We start from the raw sequence: 20,660 nt of genomic DNA, 5'->3' as shown, positions 1-20,660 counted from the left end.
CGCGTCTTTGGTCTGTTTGCGGCCTCGACCGGGGTGTGCGTCATCGCGACGGGGAAAGCCCGTTTCTGTTTATCGCGATGGCGGCCATATTCGTTCATGCAGGTTCCGTAGCGGCGCTTGGACCACCGGGTTAGGGCAAATGTCCTAAAAATCGGTTTAGTTAACGTTCCTGGCAGCGGAATTACGGGACATTGGGGCCGGTCGCCGATTTCTGCGTCAGTCTGCGTTGAATCGGGTTAATGCTTTCTCCAACATGAGCAATTGCCACAGCATTCGCGAGTTGTCGGAAACCCCGGATAAATGCGCCTCTACAAGCCCGGCCAGCCGGCGATTATCGAACCAACCCGTCTGCGCCAAGGCCGTGCTGACCGGGATCTTCCGCGCAGTTTCAGAGAGCGGACCCCGGAACCATTGGGCAATCGGCGTGACGAAGCCCTGCTTTGGCCGGTAGAGAATGTCCTCGGGCAGGAAACGACGCATCGCGCGCTTCATCAACCATTTGCCCTGCCCGCGGCGCACCCGCATCCCTTCCGGCAGACTGGCGGCAAATTCGATCAGGCGATGATCGAGCAACGGTTCGCGGGCCTCCAGGCTCACTGCCATGCTGGCGCGGTCGATTTTGGTCAGGATGTCTCCCGGCAGCCAAAACTTCAGATCCGCATACTGGGCCCTGTCCAACCCGGATCGCGCCGGTGCGGAGCGCATCAGATGCAGCAGTGGTTGCTCGGCCCGATAATCTCCGCGCAAGCGTCTGAAAGCGTCGGAATAAAGACCCTCGCGCAGTTCGGCGGGGGCGTAGGATAAGGCGCGCGCATATCCTTCCGTGCTGTCCCCAGCCAACGAAAGCAGCGTCGTCTTCGCACGCATTGGCCGGGGCGCCCAGTCCGCCTTGGGATAGATTGCGCCCAACCCGCCGAACAGCGGCTTGCGCAGCCCCTGCGGCAGGAAGGAGCGAATGCGGTCCTCGCCAAATTGGAACAGGTGCCGGCGATACCCAGCCAGCGCTTCGTCCGCCCCGTCGCCCGAAAGCGCGACGGTGACGGTCTCCCGCGCGAGTTGGCACACGCGCCAGGTCGGCAAGGCGGATGCATCGGCGAAGGGTTCGTCAAACATCTCGGCAAGCCGGTCAATCGCTTCGAAATCGTCGGGCGAGACCAGTCGTGAAACGTGATCCGTCCGGCATTGCCGGGCGACCTGCTCGGCATAGGCGCTTTCATCCAGTGCGGCGACATCGAAACCGATGGAACAGGTTCTCACGGGCCGCGTGCTGGCCTCGGCCATGAGTGCGACAACGCTGGAGCTGTCGACTCCGCCGGACAGGAACGCGCCCAGCGGCACATCGGCCGTCATGCGCGACGAAACCGCCTGACGCAGGAGGTGAAGCAGTTCTGCCTCAAGATCTTCTGCCTTGCCTTTGCGGCGTTCGGCAAAAGACACGTCCCACCACTGACTGGGAGGCGGCAGCGGCGCGCCATGGCGCAGCAGCAGCGAATGGCCGGCCGGCAGTTTGGCCACCCCCTTCAGAATTGAGCGGCCATCGGGCACGTAACCCCAGGTGAGATAGTCCTCCACCGCCAGTGGATCGATATCCCGACGCAGCAAGGGATGCGCCAGCAACGCCTTGAGTTCCGAACCGAAGGCCACGCTTCCGTCGCTCAACGTGGCGAGAAACAGGGGCTTCACTCCCAGTCGATCGCGGGCGAGAAACAGCGTGCGCGCATCCAGATCATAAATCGCGAAGGCGAACATGCCGTGCAGATGCGTGACGCAATCCGTTCCCCAGCGCTGCCAGGCGGCGAGGATGACTTCGCTGTCACCGTCAGTGCGGAACTTCGCCCCGGCATTCTTCAACTCCTGGCGAAGCTCGCGGTAATTGTAGATCTCGCCATTGAATACCAGAACCGCGCGGCCATCGAGAGAGACCATGGGCTGCGGCGAGCCGGCCAGATCGATGATGGAGAGGCGGCGATGCCCCAGGCCGACGCCTGGAGCAGTCCAGACACCTTGTCCATCAGGCCCCCGATGCGCGATCGCATCGCACATCGCCTTCACTCTCGCCGGGTCAACCGGCTTGGGTGTTTCGAGGTGGAATATACCGGCGATGCCGCACATGCGAAGTGCCTACCGGACGTGAGCCACGCGGTCCATCCACATATCGAGCGGTCTTATGGACGTAAGGAAATGCCTGATCCCCTGCTCCGCTGATCCAGGTCGCGCATCTTCAGCCGACAGAATCAGCATGATCGTCGAGTGGGGACGAAACCGGAGCTGATCGCCGATGACCGCCAGCTTCAGCCGCTCGTTGCTGCCCGAAAGCAGGCTGCCGTTGCGATACCAGGTCACCGCCACCCGCTCGACCGTGCCGTTACCGAGCAGGCGCTCGCTCTTGCCGGCTGCGAATCTCGGTCCTGGCGACTGCCATGCCCAGGGGCTTTCTGGCATGAGAGCGCCCTCTCCAAAACCGCCGGCTTCATGCCCCTCACCCTGGCGCGAATAGAGGGCAAAGAAGACATCGACCACTCGGCCGGCATTGTCTCGATAACTGCCGAGGAGGCGGTGCTCTGCACCGTCTGCGCGTGGCGTCCACCAGATGCGAGGCGCGTAATCGATGCGAGTCCAACCGCGCACTTGCGGCAGGTCGATGCGCAGTGGCATCGGCGCTTCGAGCGTATCCGCGGCAACGGCCCACAATCGAACGGCGACAAGCACAATCGCAAGCCCTGCAAGTGCCTTCGCCGGCGAAATCGCCATAGCCTCAAGCCGACCGAGCAATGCCGACTTGCCAATCGCGTCCGCATCGATCGGCTCGGCGTCGGGCGGCCGGTCAAAGAAGCGCCAGGCGCCCGCGATCACCAGCGCCAGCACGACTGCAAAGAATATCCATCCGTAGACGATATGATCGAACCCGGCCGCCACTTGCACGCCAAAGATCTGAGCTGCGTAAATGGTGCCCCAGGCGCGAATGCCGTTGGCAAGGATCGGCACCGCCAGACAAGCCGCAACCATCATTACACGGCGGCGCCAGCTCAGAAAACAGACATGGGCTGCAAGGATGCCGAAAGCGATCATGGCTATCAGGAACTTCACGCCTGAACAGGCTTCGGCCACCTCGAACAGACCGGCCGGCGTATTGATGAACACGCCGTCGATCACAGCGGGAATGCCGCTCAGATGCGTCAATGCAATGGTGATCCGCGCCGTAACCGTTTGCAAGAGGTTCACCAGCTCTTCGCCGACCGGCACCAGGAAGACGAGGTACGCGAGCGGGAACAGCAGCCCGGCGGCGACTCGTACGCCCAACACCAGTGGCACTGCGGCGCCCAACATCGCCACCGCGCCGGCCTGCCGGGCCAGATCAAGCCCGGACATCGCCCCCAGAAGCCAGAGGAAAGCAGCGCCTGCGAAAGGCACCAGGCCCAGCCACCAGACATTCGGCTCCAGTTTCTGCAGCTCCGGCCAGCGCTGCCATACCAACCACACCAGAATCAACGGGATCAGCACGATGTGGTTGTATGTGGAGATGTTCCACCACTGCCGTGTCATCGCCCCCCAGTCGGAAACGAAGGCGACGAACAGCAGCGCCCACGCCATGCCAAGGCGGATGAGTGCCCTTTGCCATGACGGCGACAGGCGATGCCTGCCGACTTGTGACCCGGGCACCGTGGCCGTCACGTCAGGCGGCATCGCTCAAGCCGCTGTTAAAGCCAAGGTAAGTCGGCAACTGCGCAAGCGCCATCTCCCAACTCGCATTGGCAACGATCCAGGAGCGCGCGGCTGTAGCCATCACTTTAGCGCGCGGTGGATCACCGGCCAGCGCAATCACGGCATCCGCCAAGGCTTCGTCGGACGGCGCCGTCAGAAAATGCCAGCCATCCCGCGCCTCGATTCCGGTCGCCGCTTCCGGAGAGAGAACGACCGGCAGGCGCATGGCCATAGCCTCCAGCACTTTGTTTTGGACCCCGCGCGCTATCGCCAGGGGAACAAGCGCGATGTCGGCGCCAGCAAGCCAGGGGCGAATATCGTCCACCCTGCCCCATACTTCGATGCCGTTGCGCCCACTGTAAGCCTTCAGTGCCGGCGGCGCATTGCGGCCAACGACATGCAAACTAGCATCGGGGAATGATTTCCGCACGCGCGGCATGATCCGCTCAATAGCGCGCAGCGCCGCCTGGACATTGGGCAAGTAGTCCATCTGACCGGTAAAGATCAGGCGCGGTGAACCTTTTTCGAGCATACGCGGCTCCGGCGCGACGTGCGCCGGGGCAAAGTGCGCACTGTCCATCCCATTGCCCATGCCGCAAATCGGATTTGTCGGAACGCCTGGGTCCAAGCGTGATCGCAGAAGAGCGGCTTCCGCCTCGCTTACCAGCAGGGTCAAGTCGCTGGTCCGAGCAATGCGCGCTTCTTCCGCTTTTAATAGCCGGCTTTCGCGCCTCTCGATCCAACGACGCACTCCCTCTCGCTTTTCGGCATAAGCTTCAAACTTCGCGGAATCGACATCGACCAGATCGGCGACCACGCGTCCGTGAAATGCTGCGGGCACATACTGAGCCATCTGACCGGAAAAAACGTAGATGACCGAAATGTCATGATGCGTTACGACGTCTGCAATGTAGCGTTTCAGCCGGTGGTCATGAAAGGCAGCAAGGCTCAGCGGCTGTCCTGTCGCCAAAGCCTCAATGCCCGCCAAGACGAGCGGCTTGCGCCGCCGCACCAGACGATAGCTGGCGGCAATGGCCGCCAGTTCAGGCTCAGAACGATAATCCTGCACGTCATCGGTGAACGTCGCCACGTGCACCGGCGCCAGCCCCGCCAGCGCCTTCAACACATGATGCGAACGGATTTTGTCACCGCGATCGGGCGGAAACGGGATACGATGGGAGAGGAACAGAATGTCGCCCATCAGCCGAGCCCGCGCGCGATCAACGGTCCGAGCCGATTGGCAACAGACAAGGGCAAACGCCGCCAAATGGCGATCTGCAAAGAGAGTTTCGAGCTTGTCGGATCAGCCTCTCGTTTTTTCGCTGCAGGCTCAGTCCAGGCAGCGTAAGTCATCGGTTCCGGTTCGAAACCCCAGTTCCGCTTGAAATTATATGCGCCGCTATTGGTCTTGGAACGACCGAAATCGAATAAGGCGCAACCACGGCGCCGTGCATGGAGCATCAGCTCGTAATACATGCGGTCATTGGCACGCAGCCGCCGTGCATCCCAGGTACCGCCGCCCCAGTAAGGCATGACGGCGCCCCCATGATAGAGGCTGATGACGCTAGCCACTGCCTTGCCCGCATGGCGCACGGTAAGAATGTCCGCATCGTCGCCGAAAGCATCGATCACGCTATCAAGTAGGGCGCGCGGAAAGACCGGAGTGCCAAGGTTGCGGTAGCTTTCGCAAAAGACCTCGTAATGCGCAGCCCGGTCACGCTCAGAGGTCCCCACTTCCACCGCGAAGTCATTAGCCAGCGCTTTGCGCACCTCGGCCCGCTGCTTGCGGGGGATATCGAGAAGCTGCCCCTCGTCGTCCGCGGCAAGGGGCCGCGCGAAATTGCAATGCGAATTGGTCTTGAGGGACCAGCCACCCTTTGCATCGGGCAGCAGCCCGCCACGCAACTCGATGGAGGGACAGGACAAGCGCTTCGCCAGTTCCTGGGCAGCCAGGAACATAGCATCCAGAGAGGCATCCTCGCGGGCCAGCAGGCCACCACCCACGGCAAAGCCCGCGGACGCCAGCACTCGTCCAAATACCGGCGAGTGAATGGCGTCGAAGGGCAGCAAGCCGACGACCTCCCCATGCCGCACTTGAATCAGCGCATGGGCCGCGTTCCCCGTCGCGCGGGCAACCGAAACAAACCATGCCGGGCGGTGGAACGGCGTGCCCTCCGGGTGGTTCGCGACAAAAGCTTCTATTCGCGCGACTTCGTGCGGATCGTCCAGATCGGCTAACCGCACACTGCTCCAGGTGAGGGGAAACGGCGCGTTCACGCGGCGCGCTCCATGACGCGAGTTGCCTCGCGCACCGCCAGTTGGTCCATGCGTCCCCAGCGAAACTCTCTGAGGAGCCGGCGCAGCTTGCCGGCCATCGCATCAAGCCTGGTGTAATGGCGCAGGCGTGATCGCATCGGCGCCGCGGTCACGCGCGGCTGGTTGGGATCGATTTCCCAGGGGTGAAAGTAAAACACAGCCGGACGCTGATCCCGCAAGTTCACCTGCCGGATCGCCCAACGCGAAAAACCGTAAGGCAACACCCGGAAGAAACCACCACCGCCCGCAGCAAGCCGCCGATGCGCAAATCTGGCCGTCGTCACCGGAATCTCAACGAGATCACAGCCGGAGAGTGGACGAAACGCAAATCGCGGCGCGTCACGCCAGCCATAATGGTCGTGAGCGACCGGCGCGACGCTGGAGCTATACGAATACCCTTGCTCGGCCAGAACCTCGAATGCCCAGGGGGTGCGGCCGTCGATCGAAAAGCTGGGCGCGCGATAACCGGTGACCGCCGCGCCGGAAGCATCTTCAATAGTCTTGCGCGCACGTTCGATGTCGCGGGCAAAGCCCTCTGCACCCAGGCGGAACACACGTTGATGGTCCCACCCGTGGCTGGCGATCTCGTGCCCATCGGCAACGATCCGCCGCATCAATTCGGGGTGACGTTCGGCAACCCAACCCAATATGAAGAAGGTGCCCTTCACGCCTGCCTCGGCGAAAAGGCCCAAAACTTCATCGCAATTGCGCGCAACGCGATCGTCCAAGACGCCCCAGCTTTCCCGATCGATCACCTTCTCGAAGGCGCCGACCTGGAACCAGTCTTCGACATCGACCGAAAGCCCGTTGATCGGCTCGCTGGCTACCATCGGAAATAAACTCCCCGCAGGACCCGTTCAGGCCGCCTCGCGCTGCCCATCTCCACTTTCGATCCACTCGATCATCATTGTCAGCGCATGGCGCAGCATGCGTTCGTGCTCGCTCAGACGCGCCTCAAGCTTGGCGGCATGGTCGCTGACTTCCTCCAGCCGGGCCTGCAGAACCGCGAGATGCTCCGCACCGCCGTCCTTTACCGCAGCTTCGCGCGCCTCAGCGGCAGCAGCGAGTTCCACGACCGCATGTTGCAATTCTCCGATCTGCGCGTCACGATCAGCCAAAGCGGCTTCGATCAGGGCGATTTCATCAGCATCCAGACGGCGACCCTCGACCGGTTGTGCAACGTCCGCCAAAACCACCGGCTCATTGCCAATGTCGTGCGGAGGGCTGACCAGAGACGCAGCCCCATCATCCTCCAACTCATCAAGCACCTGGCCCACCATCGCACCGTCAATGCGAGTGCGTTGATCCACCGCGCCCAGCAGAAGCAAACGATTGACGATCTGATTGATGCGCCGAGGAATGCCGCCGCTGATCTTGTAGATTTCCGCAAAAACGGCAGGGTCGAAACCGGGACGACCTTTCCAACCGGCGCATGTCAGCCGGTGCTCGATGTATGCCTGCACTTCATCCGGCTGCATGGCCGCGAGATGGTGCGTAGCGATCACGCGCTGGCGCAACTGCTCCAGTTGCTCACTCTGCAGCAGAGTTTCACGGAACTCGGGCTGACCTAGCAGCAAGGTTTGCAGCAGCGGTTGCGAGCCGAGTTGAAAGTTCGAGAGCATCCGCAGCTCTTCCAGCGCGCTCACTGAGAGATTCTGCGCCTCATCCACGACAAGGAGGCAGCGCCGCCCGGCGCGCGCTTCCTCGTGCAGGAACGCTTCAATTGCGCCGAGCGCGGAAGCCTTGTCGTGCCCGGCAACCTGTAATCCGAATGCCTGCGCAACGACATGGACGATCTCATCCCCGTCCAGGGCGCTCGTCACTACGTTGGCAACCGTCATTTGCGCGGGATCGATCGTGGCCATCAGATAAGCGACCAGCGTAGACTTGCCCGCGCCAACCTCGCCGGTGATGACTACGAAGCCTTCGCCCTGCGCCAGACCATATCCGAGATATGACAGTGCCTTGCGATGCGTCAGGCTCTCAAAATAGAACGCCGGGTCCGGCGTAAGCTGGAAGGGCCTTGCCTGTAGCCCGTAGAAGTCGTCGAACATCGCTGATTCTCCTTGGGACTTCAGAAGTTATAACGCAGCCCTGCAAGGGCCGATGCGGTCCAGATATCGTCAACCGCCGGGTCGTCCCGCGTGGCGCCGTCCACCGCCACTGCCAAGCCGGCGCGAAGACGCCGCGTGAGCAGTCGGTAATAGCTGGCTGAAATGCCATAACCCGTCACATCCCCGAACAGCGGATCGTTTGTCGACAACCAATTGGCATAAACATTGGTCGACCATCCCGCATTGCGGCCGAGCTTGCCGCCGAGATAACCGGCAAGCCAATAGTTCTCGTCAATCACGCCATTAGCGGCGGCAAGGATCGTGCCGCGGGCGGCGATGAATTTACGGCGGTCGTAACCTAGCCCTAGCCCGGCATTAAGCCGGCCGATCCTGACATTGTAGCTGGCCACCACACCGCGCGCCCGGAAGGTCGAGGAACGAAGCGAGCCGAGCGCTCCGGACAGACATCCATTGCCTTCAAGCGAGGCGACGCAACCGGTCAATTGCCCGCTCACCGGGTTTCGCACTGCCTGGAAATCATCGGGCAGATCATCGATCAGGCGATTGAGCTGGCCGCCGAAGCCGGCGATGTTGTCGTAAACCGCAACGCTGAGCCGGCTGCGGTCATCGGGCGCGTAAGAGAGTGTACCGCCGTAACTGGTCGTGCCGTAACGCCGCCCCACATGCGCGGAAAGCGAGGTGCGCCGGCTGGGACGCCACATCACCGCGACGTCCCAGATCAACCCGCTGACGTCGTAAGCGAGCACGCGCGGGGCGCTCTTGTCCGTCACAAAGCGGCCGTCGGAGCCGATCACCGGATTGCCACCGGCATCGCGCACCGCGTCACGGCTGGAAATCTCGACGTCTTCGTAACCGATCGCGCCCACCGCCTGCACCGTGCGGCTGACCGGCACGGTCACCAGCGCGCGGGCCTGCATGTCACGCACGCGCTGGTCGAGATTGGAGATGTCCTCCTGATAGAAACTGCCCGCCGCGCCGAGTCCTACCGGCAGAACGGTTCCCGGTGCTAGGCCAGCTTCGATGTCGGCAACCTGAGTCACGCTCTTGTCGAACACGTCCACCGCCACGCCGCCCGGCGCCGCAACGAAGGCATCCGAGTGATCGACCTTGGTGAAACCGGCCCGGTAGTTGGCATTAAGATTGAGATCGCCTGCGCGTGTAGCAAGCGAAGGCCCGCCGTAGACGGAGTATATCGTGGTCTTGCTCTTGTCTGAAACGCCGCCCGTGCCGAGCGCCGAGCCGCCGTTGTCAACCGTCGCCTGCGTGGCGAGGCCGCCCGCTTCGACAGTAAGACCCGGCGCAATGGTGGTATAACCGTGCGCGATTCCACTGATAGCGTCGCCGTCACGCGCCTTCCTGCCCCAACCGAACTGTCGCTCATAGCGGACAGAAGCCGAGACCGCATTATTACGACCGGAGACGCCAGCGTCCACGCCGACGGCGACCTGCGTATAAGTAAGCACGTCGCTTCCTGGCGAAAGCCTGGCATCGAGGACCTGATCGATCTCTATATAGGGACTGACCTCGATGCGTCTGCCGCCCTTGCCGCCGCGCTTGCTTGCCTTGCCGTTCTTGCCGGCCTTTTCAGACCGGTAAGGGGCGTTCTGGGATTCGCCTTGGTCGCCACCGCCAACGCCTTCGTAACCGATGGTCTGCGCAAAGACCCCCGCCGGCATCGTCATTAAGGCCAGAGCCGAAAACGCGACCAGGCATGCGATCGGACCGAGGGAGGCTTGCCGCATCCGCCTTACCCCTTGTAACCGTAGTAAGTGCCGAAGCGGCGTCCGCTGGGGCTGAACTGCGCTCCGTTGAGCAACAGTTGGACGTTGGGGCATGCACTCAGCAGCGAGATTGCGTCTTCAAGCGATCCTTGGCCCGTCCGATCGGCCCGTACGATCACGATCGCCTGGCCAACGTATTTCGCCAGTTCGGCAGCTGGTGAGGCCGCCAGCGCCGGCGGAGAATCAAAAATCACCATGCGACGCGGCGCGCCTTCGGTCAGGCGTTCCAGCACCCGCGCCGTGCGTGAACTGGCGAGATATTCGCTATCGTGGTTGGTGGTACCGCCGGCCGGAAGCACCCAAAGACCGGGGATGTCCGTGCCTAGAACGCAGTCCCTCACATCACGCGTTTCGTCCATCAACGCATCCATCAGGCCGGGGCCTCCGGGCAACCCTAGCGTTGAGAGAAGCGAAGGCTTGGCGAAATCGGCATCGACCAACAGGACCTCGCTCTCGGTCTCCGCCGCCATGGCCAGCGCGAGATTCAGCGCGCAGTAAGTCTTACCCTCACCCGGATGAGGGGAACTGATGAGCACGCGCTGCGCCATTGCTCCCGCATTCTGGCGGCGCAGATCCGCCGCTTGAACCAGGATCTGGCGCTTGACGATGCGAAACTCCTCAAGCAGCGCGGTGACAGCACCTTCAGGCACGATCAGCCCCTGTTCGCGCAGCCGATCGCGATCGACAGGATGAGCCTTTCCGTGAAATTCCACGCGCGTGGGGGCCGACTTTGCGGGTTGCGCCACTTGCGGATCGTTCGCCGGAGCGGAAGCCTGCTCCGGCCCGGCCAGACCCCGCACCTCAGGCGCGGCTGGCATGTTCCGCGACACCTCGGACGGAAGGAAACGTGGTCTAGCGATCAGGCTATTGAGGTCAAAACGCGCCGTCGCTCTTTCAATCAGCGATTGACCCTGTCGCGAAGGACGATCAGCGCGCGCGAGCCGGGATATCTTGCTATGTTCAGTCATGTCCGGCTCCCTCACGCTACCATGCCGCGCTGGATAAATTCGACGGCCAGCAAGATGATGAAAAGCCCGCCCAGGGCCGCGCTGGCCCCGCAGAAATATTTGAGGCGCTTGCGGGCGAGAATCCGGGCACCATCAGTGAGATTCTGCGAGATCGCGCCCAATACCGGCAGGCCGGTAGCGCGTTCGAGGGCCGCCGTCGTCGCAAACACAGAACGCATGCGGCTTAACGCCAGGGCCCCCACGCAACCGCCGCAAATGCCGACCAACAGCACGCCGAAAAGCAACAGCGGACGGTTCGGCGCTACCGGAGAACGCGGCGTAGTAGGCGGATCGACCACTTCGAACTTCACCGCTTCGCGCTCCGTTTTCACCTCGCCGCGCAGCTTCAGTTCTTCCCGATCCTGCAAAAGCTTGTCGTATTGTTCACGCAGGACATCATAATCGCGATTAATGCGTTGAGCCTCTGAAGCCAGTTCGGGGTCCTGGATGGCAGAGGCGGTCAGCGCCGCGATATCGGACTGCAGGGCCGCCTTGCGTGAGAGCAGCGCCTGAACATTGGCTTGCCTTTCGGCCCGGATGGACTGGAGAGAGCTGTAAGCCGGATTGATCGTGCCGCCGCCGCTTGCCGCTTCCCGTGCCGCCGGCGCCTTCAGCGCGGCGATCTGGTTACGCGCCGCGATCACGTCAGGATGATTATCCGTCAGACCTCGCGCCTTCATCGCTGAGAAATCGGCCTGGGCCCTGGCGAGCGCCCCCTGCGCTCCGCCACCTTCACCGCCGGCGATCGTGCGCGGCGTTCCTGTGAGTTGGCCGTCAATCGCTGCCAGCGCGCTTTGCGCGGCCGCCAGATCGGCCTCCACGTCGCGCAGCCCCGTGCGCGAGGTTTCCAACCTCTGCGCGATGGTGGCGCCGCCTTGAGCCATTTCCGGATGCTGAGCCTCAAACGCAGTGCGTTTCTGCTCTGCCTCTTCAAGCTGCTTTTCGCGCTGGGCGAGTTGCTGGTTCACGAACTCCAGCGTTTCAACCATGTCTCCGCGATTGCCCGACAGGTTCTCTTCGCGAAATATGTCGATCAGTTTTTGCGCCACCTGCTGCGCCAATTTCGCATTCTCGGCATCGGAGAACGAGGCGTTGCTGGCGGTTGCGGTAATCTCGAACAGGTTATCCTGCTCGCTGACGATCTTCACCTCGTTAGCCAGCTTGAGCACCGCCGCTTCCATCTGCTTGGGCGATTCGATCGTATCGCCAAGGCGCGTGGCGCGGACCACCTTTTCAAGGTTCACCGCGCTCGTCAGGGTTTGACGAATGCGCTCGATATCGCGTTTCTTGTCCGCCACGCCGATGCCGACCTGCTCGGCCAGCGCGTCGTCAAGCTGAAGGAAGATTCGTGCCCGCGATTCGTAGCTGTTAGGGATCAACGCCACCACCAGCCAGCCGACAAGGCAGACAGCCCAGGCCAGGCCAAGGGCGATCCAGCGTCGGGTCCAAACGCTGTGGATCGCCGAAAGCAGCTCTTCGTAGAGATTGTTCATCGCCCGCGTCAGTCCTTAAAACATGCTTTCGGGGATGATGATGACGTCGCCGGGGCTCAGCATCACGTTGGCCTTGCTGTCGCCCTTCTTGAGCAGGTCAGCCAGGCGCAGGTTATATTCCTTCTGTTTGCCGGTGGCCTTGTCGAAGCGGACGAGGCGCGCTTTGTTGCCGGCGGCATATTCGGACAACCCGCCCACGGCGATCATCGCATCCAATACGGTCATATTGGCGCGGTAAGGGATCGAGGCCGGCTTTTCAGTGGCGCCGACGACGCGAATCTGCTGGCTGAATGTGCCGGAGAAATTATCCACGATGACCGAGACCAGCGGGTCTTCGATATATTGTGAAAGCTGCAGGCGAATGTCTTCGGCCAGCATCGCCGGCGTCTTGCCCACGGCCGGCATGTCCGTAATCAGCGGCGTAGTAATGCGTCCGTCTGGTCGCACCTGGACTTTTGCGCCGAGTTCGGGGTTGCGCCATACGAAGATGGTCAGCGTATCGAGCGGGCCGATGACATATTCCTCGCCCGGCCCTTCCTGCATCGCCACAAACGAGGCGGGCGGCAGTTCCGGTCCGGACGCCGATCCCATGCACCCCGTCAGGGCGACACTGGCAAGCGCGGAACCGGCCAGAAGTCGGACGAAACGCTGAAACCGCATGGACACTTTCCTTCTGCACCGGAACCCCGTGCGTCCATCGGCGCAAAAGCGGGGGGCCGGTAAATCAGTGTCCTAATGCGAAAAAAGGGTGAACATTGCGTTAGCCGTGACTATCAATTTACAGCCCGGTACCAATTCGGGACAGGCAGGTTCCTAATACTTATCGAATCTCACCATGCCGTACTTGCTTGGGAACGAGAATGGCAGCTCTCTTCATACCAGCATCTCTACCGCTGGCCCTTGCCCCAGGAACATAGCCGGGCTGGCGCTGGCGCCGTAAGCCCCGGCACAGAACACGGCGACCAGATCCCCCACGTCTGCGCGCGGAAAACCACCCTTTTCGGCTAACTTGTCCAAAGGCGTGCACAAGCAGCCGACGATTGAAGCTTCTTCTTCCGCAGGCGCATCGTACCGAGTGGCAATCGCGGAAGGATAGTTACGCCGCACCACTGTTCCGAAGTTGCCGGACGCCGCGAGTTGATGATGCAGACCACCATCAGTGACGAGAAAAACCTCACCGTGGCTCACTTTACGATCGACGATCCGTGCAATGTAGACCCCCGCCTCGCCGACCAAGTAGCGACCAAGCTCAATACAGAACGCCGTGTCGCGCAGACTGTCCGGCAGGTGCGCGAAACGATCGGCCAGCCGCTGCCCGACCAGCGCCAGATCGACGGGAATGTCGCCGGGAAAGTAAGGAATGCCAAATCCGCCGCCGAGGTTACAGCGCGGCAGGGGCACCCCGCTATCTTCGGTGAGCCGCGCCGCCAGCGACAGAGCCTGGCCCTGCGTGTCGGCGATTGCTTCCGCATCCAGGGCCTGGCTGCCGGCAAAAATGTGAAAGCCTCGCCATTCGGCACCGCTTTTCGCCAGTTGGCGGACCATGGTGGGCACCCGTTCGGCATCGACACCGAAGGGCTTCGCCCCCCCTCCCATCTTCATGCCCGAGCCTTTGAGGTCGAAATCGGGGTTGACGCGAATGGCCAGGCGGGGCGTCACGCCGACACGTTCGGCGATATCCAAGGCGCGTGCAGCCTCGCCCTCGGATTCCAGATTGAGGGTGATTCCGGCACGGATGGCCGCCTCAAGTTCGCGGTCACGCTTGCCCGGTCCTGCGAAGCTCACGCGATCAAGCGGCACATCGGCCCCGCGCACGATCTCTAATTCTCCGCCCGAAGCGATATCGAATCCGTCGACCATATCCGTCATGAGCGAAAGCAGTGAGGGAAACGGATTGGCTTTCACGGCATAATGCAGCGCTAGCTGCTCCGGCATCGCAGCGCGCAGCTCGGCCACGCGGCGGCGCACATGATCGGCGCTGTAAAGGAACAGCGGCGTGTCTCCCGCTTGTTCCACCCAATGCGTCACCGGCCTGCCACCGATCGCAAGCACGCCATCGATCGCATCATAACCGACGGGAATGGGGCCCAGCGGTTTCATGCGGCAAGTTCCGCTTGAAGGCGGGTGCGGTCGATCTTGCCATTAGGGCTGATCGGCATCGCCTCCCGCCAGTGAATGACTTTAGGCTGCATGAAATTCGGAAGTTCCTGCATAAGTCTGCGCGGTAATGCTTCCGCCGCTCCTGAAATTCCTGGAACAGCCCGCACGACGAGATGTATCGCTTGCCCGAGCCGCTCGTCCGATACGCCCAAAGCCACGGCTTCCGCCACCAGCCCGGTAGCAAGCGCGGCATCCTCGATCTCTTGCGGGCTGATCCGGTTGCCAGCGCTCTTAATCATCGCGTCGCGTCGCCCAACGAAATAAAGCAGCCCGTCCGCATCGCGTCGCACTCGGTCGCCCGACCACACGGCGGTGCCGCCATGGACGGAAGCCCCGGGCGCCGGTTTGTAGCGTTCCGCCGTGCGCTGCGGGTCCTGCCAATAGCCCTGCGCCACCAGCGGTCCGCAATGGACCAGTTCGCCTTCCTCTCCATCGGCGGCAACCTCGCCCCGGTCATTGATGACCAGGACTTCGGCATGGGGGATCGCCTTGCCCATCGAAGTTGGGTGTGTATCGATCAGCGCGGGATCAAGGTAAGTCGAGCGGAACGCCTCCGTCAGCCCATACATCGCGAAGAGGTTGGCCTGCGGAAACAGCGCCCGCAGGCGGCGGACGAGGTCGACCGTCAAGGCGCCGCCGCTATTGGTCAACCGACGCAGCTTCGCGGCAGCCTCAGGCGCCCAATCGAGTTCGCAGACCTGCACCCAGAGCGGCGGGACGGCAGCAAGCGTCGTGATGGCGTGGCGGTCCACTGCCTTCATCACGTCGCCCGGCAGCAGGAAATCGAGCGGAACAACGCAGCCGCCTGCATACCAGGTCGAAAGCAGCTGATTCTGCCCATAATCAAACGAAAGGGGCAGCACCGCCAATGTACGGTCGTCGCGGGCGAGACTAAGGTAATCGGCCACGCTTTCCGCGCCCAGCCACATATTCTCATGACTGAGCATCACCCCTTTGGGTCGCCCGGTCGAACCGCTGGTATAGAGGATCGCCGCAAGATCGTTGGGATCGGCCTGCGACGGCGGCAGATCGGCGCCGAGCTTCGCTGCCGCCGCAAGTGCCGCCGGTTCTTCCACAAGCCGACACGTTGCCGGCACGTCCCCTTCATCCAGCGTCGCCAGGCGCGCCGGCGTGCCAATCAGCATCGTGGCCCCGCTATCAGCTAGAATATGCGCCGCCTGCGCATGCTTGAGCATCGGATTGATCGGCACATGAACCAACCCTGCGCGCGCTGCAGCAAGTGGCAGTAGGCAGGTCAGTTCGCCCTTAGCCGCCCAACTAGCCACCCGCGCGCGCCTCTCCGGCAATTCGTGCCGAAGCCAGGCGGCAAGGCGGGAGACACGCGATCTTAATTCCCTGTAGTTAAATATGCCCTCGCGCAGCACCAGCGCGTCCGCCTCGTCCGCCCCGCGAAGGGCGAGATGGTCGAGCGTCAGGATCGGATTATCGGGGCTGCCGGGCATGTGGCTCCACTGGAAGGTTTCGAAAGCAACGTGGTAAAGATCGAATATCACTCCGATCTTAAGGAAGTGCAATCGGATGAGGTGCTGGCGGCACTCCTGTCCGACTCTTGCCAGCGCGCCCCGTTCGACCGGCTCTCCTGGTGGCGTGGACTGGCGCGGGACTGCGGCCTTTCGCCACTGCTGGCGGTAGCGCGTGAGCACGAACAGGCGGCCATCCTTCCGCTGACAGATCAAGCCGGACACCTGACGGGCCTGTCCAATTGGTATACTTTCCGTTTTCGCCCCATCCTTTCGGGCGATCCGGCGCTCTTGACCGCGCTCGCCCGCAACCTCGCCCGCCGTGCGCATCGTATAACGCTTTCCGGCGTTCCCGAAGAAGACGGCAGTGCAAGCTTGCTCAAGTCCGCCTTCAACGCCGCCGGTTGGCTGGTATTGGGCTCTGTCTGCGACACCAATCATATTCTCCGTCTCACCGGCCGGAGTTATGAGAACTATATCGTCGCGCGCGCCGGCAAGCTGCGAACTACGCTTAAGCGCAAATCCGGCAAGCTGGAGACGCAAGTCCTGGCACGTTTCGATGAAACGGCCTGGGCCGCTTACGAGGATATCTACGCCGAAAGCTGGAAGCCAGAGGAAGGTTCACCGGCTTTCCTGCGCGCCTTCGCGCAGGAGGAAGGCACCGCCGGCCGACTGCGCCTGGGCGTCGCATACGCGGATGGAAAGGCCCTGGCAGCGCAGATGTGGACCGTGGAAGACGGCACCGCCTTCATTCATAAATTGGCTTACCGGAATGCAGCCAAGCCGCTCTCGCCGGGATCAGTGCTGACGGCAGCGCTCATGCGCCATGTGATCGACGTCGACGGGGTTGCCCTGGTCGACTTCGGCACCGGCGACGATCCTTACAAGCGCGACTGGATGGAGGAAACCCGCCCGCGTTTCCGCCTGGACATGTTCCGCCCTTTCGACCGGCGCAATTGGCCCGTCCTTGCCAAGATCGGGCTGCGACGCCTTGCCGCAAACGCGAAGCGCCGCTAGAGGCCCGTCCAAAATCGCTTGAACCGAGGGGCTATGTCCAACGACACCGATCTGCTGCTGCGCCGCATCCTCACGGATGTATTGGGGCTCAAGCCGGGTCAAGCCGAAAGCTTCGAGGCCGGCACCGGTCTTTTCGGGCACTTGCCTGAACTCGATTCGATGGCCGTAGCCGGACTGCTCACCGAAATGGAAGACAGGCTGGACATCGTTATCGATGATGACGAGATCGAAGGCGAAATGCTGGAGACTTACGGCGGTCTGCTCACCTTCGCCGAGGGCAAGCGCGCCAAAGCATGACGCCGACGAACTGGCCTTGCCCAAATGTCGGCGGCCTCGTCCAGGAATATGCCCTCACTTTCGATGCGGCACGCAATCACCGGCTGCTGATCGTCCCGGCCCTGTTCGACGAAGGCAATCGCTTGCGCCGCCTGACGGTGGAGGTCATGCGCAGGCTGGATGCACGCGGGATCGACAGCTTTCTGCCCGATCTGCCCGGCTGCAACGAAAGCTTGCAGCCGCTTGAACGACAAGAGGCGGCCAGCTGGCTGAGCGCCATGACATCCGCCGCTCGTCATTTCGGCGCGACGCATGTGCTGGGCATTCGCGGCGGTTGCCTGTTCACGCCTGCCGGTTTGCCAACATGGCATTACGCGCCGGTGAAGGCTGCGGCGATCATGCGCCGAATGCTGCGCGCGCGTCTGCTTTCGGCCCGCGAAGCCGGACGGGAAGAAAATCGCGATGCGCTGGCAAAAGCGGCTCTCGCCCAAGGAATCGAGCTTGCCGGCTATCGGCTGGACGCAGCATTTTATCGTCAGTTCGAACTTATGGCCCCGGACGCCGCAGCAACCGTGGTTGCGCAAGACTGCATCGGAGGCGCCGGCCTGTGGCTTCGCGCCGAGCCTGACGAGGATAGTGCGCAGGCAGACGCCCTCGCCGCCTTGATGGCGAATGGCATCGCCGCATGACGCGCCGCCACTTCACCTTCCCGTGCGAAGGCGAACAACTCGCTGCAACGCTGGATGAAGCGCCGGGCAAGACGGGGTTGCTGCTCGTGACAGGCGGCAATGAGGTTCGCGCCGGTGCCTGGAATGGGCAGGCGCAGTTTGCCTCGCGGATCGCCGCAGCGGGCTTTCCGGTCCTGCGTTTTGACCGGCGCGGCGTGGGCGATAGCGGCGGCACGAATGGCGGCTTTCGCTCCAGCGCTCCGGATATCGCGGCAGCGCTTGCGGCATTTCGCGAGCAATGCCCGCAGATCACGCGCATCACCGGCTTCGGCAATTGCGACGCCGCTACCGCGCTAGGTTTGTTCGGCGGCGACAGCCTCGATGGACTGGTGCTGTCCAATCCTTGGACCATCGAGGATAGCGAAGAGGACGTCCCTCCTGCGGTGGTACGCGATCATTACCGCCGCCGCCTGTCCGATCCGGCCGCTATCCGGCGTCTGCTGACCGGCCAAGTTTCCTTGAGGAAACTTTTGCGCAGTCTGCTCGCCGCACTTCACCCGGCCAAGGCACGCAGCGATCTCGCCGCAGAGCTGACGCAACGGCTGAGTCCTTTCAAAGGCCCGTTGCGCTTTCTCATCGCTGGACGCGACCGCACCGGCCTTGCATTCCTGGCGACTTGGGACAAGGCCGACCCGCGTGTCCGCCTCTGCCCGGACGCGACGCACAGTTATGTCGAGCCTGAAGCGCAGGACTGGCTGGTGGCGCAGACGCTGGACTTGCTGCGAGGATAAGCTCCCGCAGCGGCGGTTATGCCTCGACCTTCGCTTTCTCGGCGAATTCCTTTTCCGCCAAATACCGTTCGGCATCCAGGGCGGCCATGCAGCCGGTGCCGGCGGCCGTGATCGCCTGGCGATAGACGTGATCCATCACATCTCCGCAAGCGAAAACGCCGGAAATATCCGTCTTGGGAGTGCCGGGCTGGACCAGCAGGTAACCCGCGTCATCCATCGCCAGCTTGCCTTTGAACAGCTCCGTCGCCGGCGCGTGACCGATGGCGACAAAGGCGCCGTCCGTCTCGATCTCGCTTTCCGCGCCGGTTTCCGTGTCCACCAGCGCCAATGCATGAAGCTGGCCGTCAGGACCGGCGACAAAACGATCGACCCGCTTGTTCCACAGTACGGAAATCTTGGGATTTGCGAAGAGGCGATCCTGCAGGATCTTTTCTGACCGCAGGGAATCCCGGCGGTGAATCAGCGTCACGTCGTCCGAATGGTTGGTCAGGTAAAGCGCCTCTTCCACTGCGGTATTGCCGCCCCCGATCACGACTACTTTCTTGCCCCGATAGAAGAACCCGTCGCACGTGGCGCAAGCCGAAACGCCTTTGCCGGAAAGCTCCTGCTCGCCCGGCACGCCTAGCCAGCGCGCCTGAGCGCCCGTGGCGATCACCAGCGTATCGCCCTCATAGACGTCGCCTCCGTCACCCGTTGCCACGAACTTCGGCCCGGCCAGATCGACTGCAGTAATGGTGTCCCACATCATTCGCGTGCCGACATGCTCTGCCTGAGCCTGCATCTCCTGCATCAGCCACGGCCCTTGGATGACTTCGCGAAAGCCCGGGTAATTCTCCACGTCCGTAGTGATGGTCAATTGGCCGCCGGGCTGCAGACCCTGCACGACGATCGGCTCCATCCCAGCTCTCGCGCCATAAATCGCGGCGGAGAGCCCGGCGGGACCGGAACCGATAATGAGCATGCGGGTCTTGTGCGTCGTCGCCACGTAAAAACCTCCGGCATAAAATTTCCGAGTGTGCGAGATAGAGGCTGCTCCCCCGGTTTGCCAAGCGTGAGGCCATAGAAGGAATTGTTTCATCCCCGCAAATGCGCCTGATGCGGGTCCGTTTTCATCGAGCCGACGGACCGGGAGATTGACCTCGCGTCCTACCCGCTTCAACCTGCGTCCATGCAAACACAACTAGGCCCCACCTCTAACCGCTTCATTTCACAGCGTCTGCGCCTTAATTATGTCGATTGGGGCAATCCCGACGCGCCGCCGCTGATTCTGCAACACGGGGGTCGAGATCACTGCCGGAATTGGGATTGGGTGGCCGAAGAGTTGCGCCACGATTGGCATGTGATTTGCCCTGATCTTCGCGGGCATGGAGACAGCGAATGGTCGCCTGAAGGCAATTATGCGATGGACGCTTTCGTTTATGATTTCGCCCAGCTTGTCCACGCGCTCGGTTATGAAAAAGTGACGATCATCGGCCATTCACTGGGAGGCAATATCGCCACGCGCTTTACCGGCCTTTACCCCGAAAAGGTCGAAAAACTGGTCAATATCGAAGGACTTGGGCCACCTCCGCAAATCCGCCGTGAGGTGGAGGGAAAGAGCATCGGCGAGCGACTGCGTAAATGGATCGATGACAAACGCAAAGCATCCGGACGCGTGCCGCGCAAATATGCCACCCGGCGCGATGCGTATCAGCGGATGAAGGAGGAAAACACTTTTCTCACTGACGAGCAGGCGCGCCATCTCACCATTCACGGCGCCAGCCGCAACGAGGATGGAACCTGGAGCTGGAAGTTCGACAATTACCTGAATATCTGGTCAGCTTCGGACACTTCTACGGACGACATCATCCACCTTTGGCAGGCGATCACCTGTCCGATCCTGATGCTCTGGGG

At 62.2% G+C, this 20,660-nt stretch carries 18 protein-coding genes; 5 read left to right on the top strand and 13 right to left on the bottom strand.

Annotated features, from left to right (window positions below):
* Window positions 1-216: 216 nt before the first annotated feature.
* From V7D69_RS09585 to V7D69_RS09530, 12 genes are all read right to left on the bottom strand, one after another.
* A complete protein-coding gene (locus V7D69_RS09585; protein WP_324062560.1) occupies window positions 217-2,112 on the bottom strand; it encodes an XrtA/PEP-CTERM system amidotransferase in 1,896 nt (631 codons plus the stop codon).
* Between the two features lie 9 nt (window positions 2,113-2,121).
* Window positions 2,122-3,684: an exosortase A gene (gene xrtA / locus V7D69_RS09580; RefSeq protein ID WP_333605665.1), complete on the bottom strand. Its 1,563-nt coding sequence runs from the start codon at window positions 3,682-3,684 to the stop codon at window positions 2,122-2,124.
* Window positions 3,674-4,903: a TIGR03087 family PEP-CTERM/XrtA system glycosyltransferase gene (locus V7D69_RS09575; RefSeq protein WP_333605664.1), complete on the bottom strand. Its 1,230-nt coding sequence runs from the start codon at window positions 4,901-4,903 to the stop codon at window positions 3,674-3,676. Before V7D69_RS09575 ends, xrtA begins: the two co-directional genes overlap by 11 nt.
* Complete coding sequence (locus V7D69_RS09570; protein WP_333605663.1) at window positions 4,903-5,979, bottom strand: FemAB family XrtA/PEP-CTERM system-associated protein; 1,077 nt, start codon at window positions 5,977-5,979, stop codon at window positions 4,903-4,905. Before V7D69_RS09570 ends, V7D69_RS09575 begins: the two co-directional genes overlap by 1 nt.
* Window positions 5,976-6,848, bottom strand: coding sequence for an XrtA system polysaccharide deacetylase (locus V7D69_RS09565; protein ID WP_324062568.1), 873 nt, complete (start codon window positions 6,846-6,848; stop codon window positions 5,976-5,978). The genes V7D69_RS09570 and V7D69_RS09565 overlap by 4 nt, the downstream gene beginning before the upstream one ends.
* Before the next feature lie 27 nt (window positions 6,849-6,875).
* Entirely contained in the window at window positions 6,876-8,072 is a 1,197-nt protein-coding gene (locus V7D69_RS09560) for an XrtA/PEP-CTERM system-associated ATPase (protein WP_333605662.1), read from the bottom strand.
* 20 nt (window positions 8,073-8,092) lie between these two features.
* Complete coding sequence (locus V7D69_RS09555) at window positions 8,093-9,835, bottom strand: preprotein translocase subunit YajC (protein ID WP_324061072.1); 1,743 nt, start codon at window positions 9,833-9,835, stop codon at window positions 8,093-8,095.
* A 5-nt stretch (window positions 9,836-9,840) separates the two neighbouring features.
* Window positions 9,841-10,842 (bottom strand): capsular biosynthesis protein, encoded by a 1,002-nt coding sequence (locus tag V7D69_RS09550; RefSeq protein ID WP_333605661.1) that lies wholly within the window; start codon window positions 10,840-10,842, stop codon window positions 9,841-9,843.
* Window positions 10,843-10,853: 11 nt separating this feature from the next.
* Entirely contained in the window at window positions 10,854-12,374 is a 1,521-nt protein-coding gene (locus V7D69_RS09545) for an XrtA system polysaccharide chain length determinant (RefSeq protein WP_333605660.1), read from the bottom strand.
* Between the two features lie 15 nt (window positions 12,375-12,389).
* Window positions 12,390-13,034: an XrtA/PEP-CTERM system exopolysaccharide export protein gene (locus V7D69_RS09540; protein ID WP_324061068.1), complete on the bottom strand. Its 645-nt coding sequence runs from the start codon at window positions 13,032-13,034 to the stop codon at window positions 12,390-12,392.
* A 213-nt stretch (window positions 13,035-13,247) separates the two neighbouring features.
* Window positions 13,248-14,474 carry a pyridoxal-dependent decarboxylase, exosortase A system-associated gene (locus tag V7D69_RS09535; protein ID WP_324061067.1) on the bottom strand — a complete coding sequence of 409 codons (1,227 nt, stop codon included), beginning with the start codon at window positions 14,472-14,474 and terminating at the stop codon, window positions 13,248-13,250.
* Window positions 14,471-15,997: an acyl-CoA ligase (AMP-forming), exosortase A system-associated gene (locus tag V7D69_RS09530; protein WP_333605659.1), complete on the bottom strand. Its 1,527-nt coding sequence runs from the start codon at window positions 15,995-15,997 to the stop codon at window positions 14,471-14,473. Before V7D69_RS09530 ends, V7D69_RS09535 begins: the two co-directional genes overlap by 4 nt.
* Between V7D69_RS09530 and V7D69_RS09525 the strand changes: the two genes are divergently transcribed.
* Genes V7D69_RS09525 through V7D69_RS09510 form a run of 4 tightly spaced genes read left to right on the top strand, consistent with a single transcriptional unit; the run spans window position 15,956 to window position 18,767 of the window.
* A complete protein-coding gene (locus tag V7D69_RS09525) occupies window positions 15,956-17,032 on the top strand; it encodes a GNAT family N-acetyltransferase (protein WP_333605658.1) in 1,077 nt (358 codons plus the stop codon). The genes V7D69_RS09530 and V7D69_RS09525 overlap by 42 nt on opposite strands.
* Window positions 17,033-17,065: 33 nt before the next feature.
* Window positions 17,066-17,329, top strand: a complete 264-nt coding sequence (locus V7D69_RS09520; RefSeq protein ID WP_324061065.1) for an acyl carrier protein — start codon at window positions 17,066-17,068, stop codon at window positions 17,327-17,329.
* Complete coding sequence (locus V7D69_RS09515) at window positions 17,326-17,997, top strand: hypothetical protein (RefSeq protein ID WP_333605657.1); 672 nt, start codon at window positions 17,326-17,328, stop codon at window positions 17,995-17,997. The genes V7D69_RS09520 and V7D69_RS09515 overlap by 4 nt, the downstream gene beginning before the upstream one ends.
* The gene (locus V7D69_RS09510) at window positions 17,994-18,767 is read left to right on the top strand and encodes a hydrolase 1, exosortase A system-associated (RefSeq protein WP_324061063.1); all 774 of its coding nucleotides are present in this window, start codon (window positions 17,994-17,996) and stop codon (window positions 18,765-18,767) included. The genes V7D69_RS09515 and V7D69_RS09510 overlap by 4 nt, the downstream gene beginning before the upstream one ends.
* Window positions 18,768-18,783: 16 nt before the next feature.
* Here the strand turns inward: V7D69_RS09510 and trxB are convergent, their stop codons facing one another.
* Window positions 18,784-19,752, bottom strand: coding sequence for a thioredoxin-disulfide reductase (gene trxB / locus V7D69_RS09505; RefSeq protein ID WP_324061062.1), 969 nt, complete (start codon window positions 19,750-19,752; stop codon window positions 18,784-18,786).
* A gap of 183 nt (window positions 19,753-19,935) precedes the next feature.
* Here trxB and V7D69_RS09500 point away from each other — a divergent pair.
* On the top strand, window positions 19,936-20,660 hold a 725-nt coding region (locus V7D69_RS09500; RefSeq protein WP_333605656.1), incomplete at its 3' end, for an alpha/beta hydrolase.

The organism is Novosphingobium sp. (genome assembly GCF_036733805.1).
Taxonomy (GTDB): domain Bacteria; phylum Pseudomonadota; class Alphaproteobacteria; order Sphingomonadales; family Sphingomonadaceae; genus Novosphingobium.
This window is presented reverse-complemented; position numbering and strand designations above follow the sequence as displayed.

What these genes read in the sequence shown, in the direction of transcription:
- V7D69_RS09545 (WP_333605660.1), bottom strand. Translation starts at nt 12,374, where the DNA reads ATGAACAATCTCTACGAAGAGCTGCTTTCGGCGATCCACAGCGTTTGG.
- V7D69_RS09540 (WP_324061068.1), bottom strand. Translation starts at nt 13,034, where the DNA reads ATGCGGTTTCAGCGTTTCGTCCGACTTCTGGCCGGTTCCGCGCTTGCC.
- V7D69_RS09520 (WP_324061065.1), top strand. Translation starts at nt 17,066, where the DNA reads ATGTCCAACGACACCGATCTGCTGCTGCGCCGCATCCTCACGGATGTA.
- V7D69_RS09565 (WP_324062568.1), bottom strand. Translation starts at nt 6,848, where the DNA reads ATGGTAGCCAGCGAGCCGATCAACGGGCTTTCGGTCGATGTCGAAGAC.
- V7D69_RS09515 (WP_333605657.1), top strand. Translation starts at nt 17,326, where the DNA reads ATGACGCCGACGAACTGGCCTTGCCCAAATGTCGGCGGCCTCGTCCAG.
- V7D69_RS09550 (WP_333605661.1), bottom strand. Translation starts at nt 10,842, where the DNA reads ATGACTGAACATAGCAAGATATCCCGGCTCGCGCGCGCTGATCGTCCT.
- xrtA (WP_333605665.1), bottom strand. Translation starts at nt 3,684, where the DNA reads ATGCCGCCTGACGTGACGGCCACGGTGCCCGGGTCACAAGTCGGCAGG.
- V7D69_RS09535 (WP_324061067.1), bottom strand. Translation starts at nt 14,474, where the DNA reads ATGAAACCGCTGGGCCCCATTCCCGTCGGTTATGATGCGATCGATGGC.
- V7D69_RS09560 (WP_333605662.1), bottom strand. Translation starts at nt 8,072, where the DNA reads ATGTTCGACGACTTCTACGGGCTACAGGCAAGGCCCTTCCAGCTTACG.
- V7D69_RS09575 (WP_333605664.1), bottom strand. Translation starts at nt 4,903, where the DNA reads ATGGGCGACATTCTGTTCCTCTCCCATCGTATCCCGTTTCCGCCCGAT.
- V7D69_RS09555 (WP_324061072.1), bottom strand. Translation starts at nt 9,835, where the DNA reads ATGCGGCAAGCCTCCCTCGGTCCGATCGCATGCCTGGTCGCGTTTTCG.
- V7D69_RS09530 (WP_333605659.1), bottom strand. Translation starts at nt 15,997, where the DNA reads ATGCCCGGCAGCCCCGATAATCCGATCCTGACGCTCGACCATCTCGCC.
- V7D69_RS09510 (WP_324061063.1), top strand. Translation starts at nt 17,994, where the DNA reads ATGACGCGCCGCCACTTCACCTTCCCGTGCGAAGGCGAACAACTCGCT.
- V7D69_RS09585 (WP_324062560.1), bottom strand. Translation starts at nt 2,112, where the DNA reads ATGTGCGGCATCGCCGGTATATTCCACCTCGAAACACCCAAGCCGGTT.
- V7D69_RS09525 (WP_333605658.1), top strand. Translation starts at nt 15,956, where the DNA reads ATGGTCGAGCGTCAGGATCGGATTATCGGGGCTGCCGGGCATGTGGCT.